Below are 8,549 nucleotides of genomic sequence, written 5' to 3'. Positions count from 1 at the left end.
TTTTCCAGTCTTCGACGAAAACGTCTTCGGCGGCGACGTCGTTCGAGCCTGTTCCTTTCAAGCCGGCGGCGTTCCACATATCGATGACGCGGTAGTCTTCGCGGGGAAGCAGGAAAATCCTGTACTCGATGCCGTCGGCTTCATCGTCGGATGAGACGATCCCCGCGAGCATGTTCCAGGCACAGCAATCCACGCCGGACGAAAACGGCCAGTGGCCCTGCAGACGGTAGCCGCCCTCGACCTTCCTGGCGCGACCGGAGGGAAACACGAAAGAGGAGGCGATCAAAGCGGTCGCATCCTGGCTCCAGACGGCATCCTGCGCCCGGCTATCGAACATGCCGAGCATCCAGTGATGGCTCGCAAGGTTCGCCAGCGTCCAGGCCGCAGATGCGTCGGCCATGGCGATCGCCTCGGCAAAGTCGACGAGAGCAACATAATCGAATTCGGAGCCGCCGACCCGCTTCGGCTGCAGAATCCTGAACAAGCCAGCCGCATGAAAATCCTTCTCGGTCTCAGGCGGCAACCGCCGCAACTCTTCCGTCCTCGCAGCCCGCTCGCGCAATTGTGGCACGAGCGCCCGTGCTCGCGCCATCATGGCGGCATAGGGATCGTCGTCGTGATCCGGCTCTGACGACGGATTCGCGGGCGGGCTGATACCTGCCATCGGGCACTCCTCACTGTCCGCTGCGCAACGGACCACCTTGCGGTGCTGGCCGATCATAGGCGAGTATGATGGGGATCACCAACCGATGGCAACCGGCGAAGCCGCGAGGCCGTTTACTGCTCGGCGACCTTGTGCGATTTCGCAGCCAGACCCTTATCGAGTTCGACGCGGCAGCCCGAACTGAGGCTGGATCGGTTCCTGACCATGCAGGCGGTGATCCGGCCGATATCCGGAATTTCCGAACTGCACAGGCGGAATGCATCGCCGGTGCACTGCCGTTGCGCTTCAGCGGTGAAGGCATGGCTTGCGCTCGCCGGCATGACGAAGAACACCGCGACAACCATGGTCGCTGCGATCTGACGGAAGGTCTCGGTGCGAACGATGGTCATCTTTGGCTCCTCGATTGGCCGTGAATGCGCGGCGATTGTCGATGCGGCATTCTGAATCATCGCCGCCGAGGAGACCGTGAGGTTCATCACCCAGGATAAAAATCAAATAAATACAACAAGATATGCGTTGCATACGGCGACATCTGGGTGCACCCATTCTTCGCAGCACATCGGTCCGGCGCGATCGGCTGCGGGGACGTCGCTCCGATATTCGTAATCGACGGATTCGGCGCGCTCGACGAACGGCTGCAGGCATTGACGAGACGCGGCTGCGCCTGTCATTCAAGCAACAGCGGCTGAACTGAAATACATACAATAGGCGGATTTCTGCCTATCGTACCGCCAAACCAAAATGACGCGCCTCACGCGCATCGCATAGCCGGACAACAACCGCCACGGCTTCGTCTTCCGTTCCGGAAGGCTGCATCGTCAAATTCAGCACTGTTTCGATAGGCAAGAGAACCATGAAGATAATCCGCGCGACAATTTTCTTCATCGTGTTTCTATCGTGGATGCCGTTGCATGCCGGAACGCCGGCTCCCGGAAACGCAGGCACAGCCAAGCCGGCAAGCCCGGCGGCCGCGCCTCCGCCGGCCGCTCCCGCTGAAGATCTGCCGTCCGTACCGGCACCGCAATTTCCTGAAGCACAGTCGAAACTCGACGGCTGGAAGCAGACGCTCGATCAGGTCGAGGCAGTTCTCCGCGCCCATGTGATCGACGATACCGTATTGAACAACCTGCGAAGCCGGACCACGGCCGCGCAAGGTGAAGCGCGCGACCTGATCTCGGAAATCACGCCTCCGCTCGAAGCGGCGACCGCACGGGCGGCCGAACTCGCGCCAAGCCCCGAAGCGACCGCTCCACCATCTGACGACGTGAAGCTCGAGCGCGCCAAGCTGCTGGCCGAAGTTGCCGCACGGCAGGGCATCATTCAGCAGGCCAAGCTCATCAACGTGCGGGCTCAGCAAACGATCGAGGCGATTTCCGATCGGCGGCGCGCGATGTTCAACGATTCGGTGCTGCAACGCTCCGCGAGCCTGGTCAATCCCACCTTCTGGATCACCGCCGCAACCGCTGTTCCTGTTGCCGCCGGATACTTGACCGATCTCCTCACCAAATGGGGCCAGGTGCTGGCGTCACAGCCGCTCCGCGCCGCATCGGGTTTTGCGATCGCTGCCCTCGTGGTGCTCGGGTTCTTCCTGTCGCCGGGCCGGCGCTGGTGGTCGCGCTGGACGAAACGAGACCCCGAGATCGCCAATCCGAGCCCGCTGCGGAAGACCGGCTCCGCCGCCGTCATCGTCCTTGCGGACACCGCGCTCACCGCCGTCTCGCTACTCGTGCTCTATCAGGCGCTCATGATGCTCGGGGTGCTGCCCGACGACGTGAGCCCGATCGTTCGCGCCTTGTTCATCGGCATCACCTTCGGCTTCTTCTTCGTGCGCCTGACGATCGCTGTGCTGGCGCCGGGACGTCCGACCTGGCGTCTGATCGAAATGGACAATGCCGCGGCCGATGGCCTGATATCCTTCGCGGTGCTGCTCGCCATGGTCATTGCGTTCGGCGTGGTTGTGGACGCCATCAACCTCGCGATCAGGGCGCCGATCGAACTTTCGATTGCGAGCCGGGGCGTGGTCGCCATTGCGAAGGGGCTGCTCTTCATGGGCGCGCTTCGCGTAGCGGCCGCCACCGAAGCGGACGACGGAACCAGCCCTCCCCCCACTGCCGCCGTGAACAAATCTGCGTGGCGCCTGCTGATTCCGGTCGGCTGGGTGATGGCCACGGCCGCCATTCTCGGACCGCTCGCGGGATATCCCGCCTTAGGCCGGTTTATCACGATCGAAATGGTGGTGGTGATCGCCGCGCTGATGAGCTTCGTGCTGCTGAGCCGGTTCGCAGCGGTTCTCGTCAATACCACGTTCGCGTTTCACGGCGCGATCGGCCGTTTTTTGCGGCAAACCGCGGGCCTGGGGAGCAGCGCGGTCCGGCAGATCGCCGCGGTGCTCGGCGGCCTTCTCCAACTGTCCCTGATCGGGTTGACGGCCTTCGTTGTGCTCACGACCTGGGGAATTCGCTCCGACGACCTCCTCACGTCGATGTCCTCGGCGTTCTTCAGCGTCCAGATCGGCAATATCACCATCGCGCCGTCCGTGATTCTCGGGGCGGTTGCGGTTTTTATCATCGGCGTCGTGGCCACGCGCGCGCTCAAGCGATGGCTTGAGGAGCGTTTCCTGCCGGAAACCAGTCTCGATGTCGGCGTTCGCAGTTCGATCGGCAGCGGCGCGGGTTCTGCGGGCGTCATTCTCGCCACCCTGATCGCGCTGTCCTATGTCGGCCTCAACCTGCAAAACGTCGCGATCGTCGCCGGCGCGTTGTCGGTCGGCATCGGTTTCGGACTGCAATCCATCATCAACAACTTCGTTTCCGGACTGATTCTCCTGGTGGAACGTCCGATCAAGGTCGGAGATCGCATCGAGGTCGGCAATCGCATGGGCGTCGTGAAGCGAATCAACGTGCGCGCGACCGAGATCGCGACCTACGATAACGTCTCGGTGATCGTTCCGAACGCGGACCTGATCAGCGGGCAGGTGGTCAACTGGATGCACGGCAGCTATTCGGCCCGCCTGTCGGTGCCAGTTGCCACTTCCTATGACGCCGATCCCGACAAGGTCATCGAAATCCTGCTCGACATCGTCGCGCACCATCCGCGCGTCCTGAAGTCACCTGAACCGTTTGCCATTCTCGGCAATTTTGGCGCCGACGCACTGGAGTTTACGGTCTTCTTTCACGTCGCGCATATCGGCATCGACGCCGGCGCCGCCAACGAGGTCAGGCTCGAGATTTTCAAACGCTTCCGCAAGGAGGGAATCGAAATTCCCTATCCGCAACGAGACCTGCACGTCCGGGATCTCGACCGCATCGAGGCGCTGGTGCGCGACGTGGCCGGACGAGGCTTGGCCGGAACCGAACGGTCCGCTGCGCCATAGCGCATGCTCGGGAGCCACTGTTGGCACGAATCGCTTGCAACACGGCAAGGTGATCGTGGATCGGCACCCCCGCTCTTCTCGAAGGGGAAGCGCGCTCAGTAGCATCATTCGAAAGCTGACGTTCAACATGGAATGATGTATAATTTCCGTCTCCATATACCATCGGGCGTGACATGCAGGCTTCATCCAACAAATCAATCCCCTCATTGAGCTTGCGGATCGATCTCGACCCTAAAGGCCGTATTGGACCGGGCAAAATCCAGTTGCTCGAGAGCATACAGGCTTGCGGCTCGATTTCGGCCGCCGGACGCGCCATGGACATGTCCTACAAGCGCGCCTGGGATCTCGTCGATGAAATAAACCGCATCTGCCGGCAGGCCGCGGTCGCGCGGCAGACCGGAGGCAAGAATGGCGGCGGCGCGGTCCTGACCCCGTTCGGGGTCTCCCTGGTCGCACGCTACCGCAAGATCGAGCGGGACGCCTCGACCGCAGTTCACAAGGAACTCGAGGCGCTGCGAAACGATATCCGGCACCCGAAAAGAGGCGCCGAACGAGAGAAAGACACCAGGGCTCGCTGACAAGAAGCGCCGTGACATCGAGCGGCGGCCGACGCCCCGCCGGAACGGTCGACCGGCCGCGGCATTCCGCTCTGGCCTGATTCATTTTGACGTGATATATATCTGGCTATAACGTTAGCACGGAAAGAGAAGCCGGCCGCACGGCTTCGGTCGCTCCGGACCGGCTGGCGCGTATTCCGTAAAACCAGAATACGCGCAAATGATTGATTGAGACCATTTTCTTACGGCTAAGGGATTCCTCCGCTCAGCCGGAAAATGCTCTGGAAAATCACGGCGAGCGCCGCCGCGATTGAGGAGGCGAATCATGTTCGACGCCCAATGCGACCTTGCCGCTTTGGTTTATACGGAAGACCATGATCCGGACGAGATCCTGCGTGAGTTCGCCGCCGGTCTGAACGCAAGCGGCCACCGGGCGGTGGGTATCGTTCAGCTCGGCCGTCACTACCCCGATGCCAGCCTGTCCGCGACCTTGGTGCCTACCGGCGAGCAGCTTCGGCTGTTTCAGGACAGAAACGCCTATTCGTCGGGGTGCCGCCTCGATGTCAGACAATTGACGGGCGTCGGCGAGCGGATCGCAAAAACCATCGACGAGGGCGCGGACATCCTGATCGTCAACCGCTTCGGCCGGCAGGAGCGCGAGGGCAAAGGCCTTGCCCACCTGATCGCACACGCGCTCGGTGCCGACATTCCGGTCGTGATCGCAGTGCCGAGCCATTATTTTGGAGACTGGATCACATTTGCCGGCGGCATGACCGTCAAACTGCACTGCGACCGCGAATCGCTGGATGCATGGTGGCACCTCGTGTCGGCCCGCCACGTCAACCTCCGTCAACCCGATCATCTGACGGTCTGCGAGATTTTCAAATAGGGTCCCCACCGGCACAACCGTCTTGACACGACGGCGGCGCTTCCTCTGTAGATCCGTACATGCGAGATCTTGTGATCGCAGCGGACGTCGGATCGAGCAGCGCGCGCGCCGGCGTGTTCGACAAGCGCGGCGTCCTGCTTGCACGCGCCGAAGCCCCGTTTTCGACCGCGCATCCCCTGCCCGATCACGCCGAGCACAGTTCGGAGGAAATCTGGACCGCGGTCTGCCAAGCGGTGCGCGGAGCCGTTGCGACCGGATGCATCGCCGCGGACGAGGTCAGGGGCATCGCCTTCGACGCCACCTGCTCGCTCGTCACCCTTGACCGCGCCGGCCGGCCGGTCACGGTCTCGTTAACCGGCGAGGATCGCTGGAACGTCATCATGTGGGCCGACCATCGGGCCATCGCGGAAGCCGACGAGATCACAGCCACCCGGCATCGGGTGCTGGACCATGTCGGCAATGTGATGTCGCCGGAAATGGAAATCCCGAAGCTGCTCTGGCTGAAGCGGCATTGTCCCGATGCGTGGAGCCGCTACGGGCTTGTGCTCGATCTCACCGACTTCCTGACATGGAAGGCGACGGGACGGGCCGCAATCTCCACCTGCACCGTGACATGCAAGTGGACTTATCTCGCCCACGAGCAACCGGGCTGGCAACGTGATTTCCTGTCCCGCATCGGGCTCGATGACCTGCCGGATCGCGCCGCGCTTCCTGCCTCGACGCAATCGATCGGAACGAGCGCGGGTCCCCTGACAGCCCAAAGCGCCGCCGAACTTGGACTTTCCCGCGACTGCATCGTCGGCGTCGGCGCGATCGATGCGCATGCCGGCGGCATCGGCGTGCTCGGCGGGCTCGACGCCGCCGGGCTCAACGAAACGCTCGCCATGATCGCCGGCACCTCCTCGTGCCACATGGCGGCCTCGCCCGATCCGAGGCAAATTCCCGGCATATGGGGTCCTTATTACAACGCGATGCTGCCGGGCCGCTGGCTCAACGAAGGCGGCCAATCCGCCACCGGCTCGCTGCTCGATCACATCCTCGACGTTCATGTCGAGGGACAATCGCTCGGCGCCGACCGGCACGCGGTGATGGCCGCGCGAATCGAAGCGGCACTCGCCTCCAGCGGATTCGGCTTCGTCGAAGACCTCCATGTGCTGCCGGACTTTCACGGCAACCGTTCTCCGCTCGCCGATCCTGACTCGGTTGGCGTGATCCACGGGCTGCGTCTCGATGCCTCGGCCGATTCGCTGACCCGGCTTTATTTCGCGACCGCGATCGGCATCGCGCTGGGAACGCGACATATCATCGATGCCCTGAACGATGCCGGATACGCCATCGACCAGATCCGGTTAACGGGAGGCCATGCCGCGAGCCCGCTGCTGGTCCAGCTTTACGCCGACGCCACCGCAGTCTCTGTGTCCCTCCCCGAACAACCCGACGGCGTGCTCTCGGGAACGGCATGTGTCGCCGCTGCCGGCTGCGGGCTCTATTCGTCGCTCGCGGCAGCCGCGGCCGAGATGACCCGGGTCGGCCGCACCGTGCAGCCAGCTCCTTCGGCGCGCGATTTCTTCGACCGCCGCTATCGCGCGTTTCTATTGATGCACGAGCATCGCCGGGCGTTGTCGCGGCTGGCGTGACGGACACCAACACAACGCCAGCCCAGAGCGTTTTCGAGCGAAGTGGAATCCGGTTCGCGTGAAGAAAACGCGTCAAACAATAAGCTAGAATCTTTCACCGTTTCCATGAAACGGTGAAAGATTCTAGCGCTGCAGCCGAACGCCGAGCATCACCACGGTCGACGCCGAACCCGCACCGGGAATGTTCGAGCTCAGAATGTCGCGGCGCACTTGCGCCTTGATCTGGAATTCGCGCGTCAGCTTGTAAACGAGATCGCCGGAGATCGAGTAGATCTCGTCGGAGCGGGTCGAGCCCTGATAATCCTGCGTGCCGTAGGTGAACCTGCCGACCGCGCCCAGCCAGCGGCGGAAATCGTGATCGACCTCGAAGGTATAGGTGCGCGTCAGCACACCGGAGACGCCGGCCAGCGTGGATTCGTCGACCGAGGTGACGGAGATGAACTTCGCGGTGGTCAGCGGCGTCGCCGACCACACCAGCGACGCGCTGGTGAGCAGGCCGGTCAACTGGTTGAGCCGTGGGTCGGCGTAGCTCCGCGCGGCATAGCCGATCGATGCTTCGCCGGTCAGCAGCCGCGTGAACTCGAAGCTGGTCCCTGCCTTGGCGTAGCCGCCGCTGGAATCGCGCTGGAAGCCATTGCGATCGAACCGCGTGTCGTGGACGCGCGTGTCCGCTTCGACCTCGGCGAACGGCTTGACCCCGGGCATCAGATCGTAGCTGACGCGCCCGATGCCGCCGTACTGGTTGAAGTTGCGGTCGTCGTTGGGCGTCGAGGTGCCGTCCGTGAGCCGCGAGTCCTGATACGTCGTGCGGTCCACGGTCCCGTTCAACGAGACTTGCAGGCGGTTGAAGTCGTGCTCGATGCCGGCCGTCCCGCCGGTGGTCGCGTAAAGCGGATAGCGTGCAAGACCGGCCTGAATATTGGGGCTGCCGGGATTGTCGGTGCCGATCCGCAGCCGCAGCTCCGAATTGACGCGGGTATCGTGCGTCACGTCGAGACGTCCATCCAGCTTTCCGGTGAAATCCGGCCGATCCACGTTCGTCGGCACCGGCGAAACGATCGGCTGGCCGAAATTGTCGACCCCCGGCGGAAATGTCCTCTCGTACCCGGTAAACGAGCCCCGCAGATCGGCGATAAGGGAATGGCGTTCCCAGTCGGAGGCGGCCACGAATTCGGGCGATACCATATAAAACGCCGAACCCTTCGGCGTGTTGAACCGGCCTGGGTTGGTATCGTAGCCGCCCGACAATTCCACCGCCGACTTGACGAGGAAACCGCCGACATAATTGCCGACGGCGCCGAACGGATCGTCATCACGCTTCAGGCGGCGGCGTGCGGGTTGTCCGTCCACGCGTCCCGCCATGGCCGGTGCGATCGGAGGCTTGTTCGCGGTCGACGACGGCGGCACGGATAATGGCGGCGGCGGTGGA

At 62.9% G+C, this 8,549-nt stretch carries 7 protein-coding genes and 1 pseudogene; 4 read left to right on the top strand and 4 right to left on the bottom strand.

Features of this window, described 5'->3' with window-relative positions; all coding sequences use genetic code 11:
• From BGN91_RS07160 to BGN91_RS07150, 3 genes and pseudogenes are all read right to left on the bottom strand, one after another.
• Positions 1-664 (bottom strand): annotated as a pseudogene (locus tag BGN91_RS07160) (acyl-CoA dehydrogenase family protein); the annotation flags it as partial.
• 113 nt (positions 665-777) lie between these two features.
• Positions 778-1,008, bottom strand: a complete 231-nt coding sequence (locus BGN91_RS07155; RefSeq protein WP_292611814.1) for a hypothetical protein — start codon at positions 1,006-1,008, stop codon at positions 778-780.
• 376 nt (positions 1,009-1,384) lie between these two features.
• Positions 1,385-1,549: a hypothetical protein gene (locus BGN91_RS07150; protein ID WP_292611816.1), complete on the bottom strand. Its 165-nt coding sequence runs from the start codon at positions 1,547-1,549 to the stop codon at positions 1,385-1,387.
• On the opposite strand from BGN91_RS07150, the gene BGN91_RS07145 reads away from it, so the two are divergent.
• From BGN91_RS07145 to BGN91_RS07130, 4 genes are all read left to right on the top strand, one after another.
• Positions 1,518-4,037 (top strand): DUF3772 domain-containing protein, encoded by a 2,520-nt coding sequence (locus BGN91_RS07145; protein WP_292611800.1) that lies wholly within the window; start codon positions 1,518-1,520, stop codon positions 4,035-4,037. The two genes, BGN91_RS07150 and BGN91_RS07145, sit on opposite strands and share 32 nt — an antisense overlap.
• A gap of 173 nt (positions 4,038-4,210) precedes the next feature.
• Positions 4,211-4,615, top strand: coding sequence for a winged helix-turn-helix domain-containing protein (locus BGN91_RS07140; protein ID WP_292611799.1), 405 nt, complete (start codon positions 4,211-4,213; stop codon positions 4,613-4,615).
• 304 nt (positions 4,616-4,919) lie between these two features.
• Positions 4,920-5,483 carry a DUF2478 domain-containing protein gene (locus tag BGN91_RS07135; protein WP_292611797.1) on the top strand — a complete coding sequence of 188 codons (564 nt, stop codon included), beginning with the start codon at positions 4,920-4,922 and terminating at the stop codon, positions 5,481-5,483.
• 59 nt (positions 5,484-5,542) lie between these two features.
• Positions 5,543-7,120 carry an FGGY-family carbohydrate kinase gene (locus BGN91_RS07130; protein ID WP_292611795.1) on the top strand — a complete coding sequence of 526 codons (1,578 nt, stop codon included), beginning with the start codon at positions 5,543-5,545 and terminating at the stop codon, positions 7,118-7,120.
• Positions 7,121-7,243: 123 nt separating this feature from the next.
• Here BGN91_RS07130 and BGN91_RS07125 read toward each other — a convergent pair.
• Positions 7,244-8,549: outer membrane beta-barrel protein (locus tag BGN91_RS07125; RefSeq protein ID WP_292611793.1), on the bottom strand; the 1,306-nt coding region annotated here is incomplete at its 5' end.

It is taken from the genome of Nitrobacter sp. 62-13, assembly GCF_001896955.1.
GTDB lineage: Bacteria > Pseudomonadota > Alphaproteobacteria > Rhizobiales > Xanthobacteraceae > Nitrobacter.
This window is presented reverse-complemented; position numbering and strand designations above follow the sequence as displayed.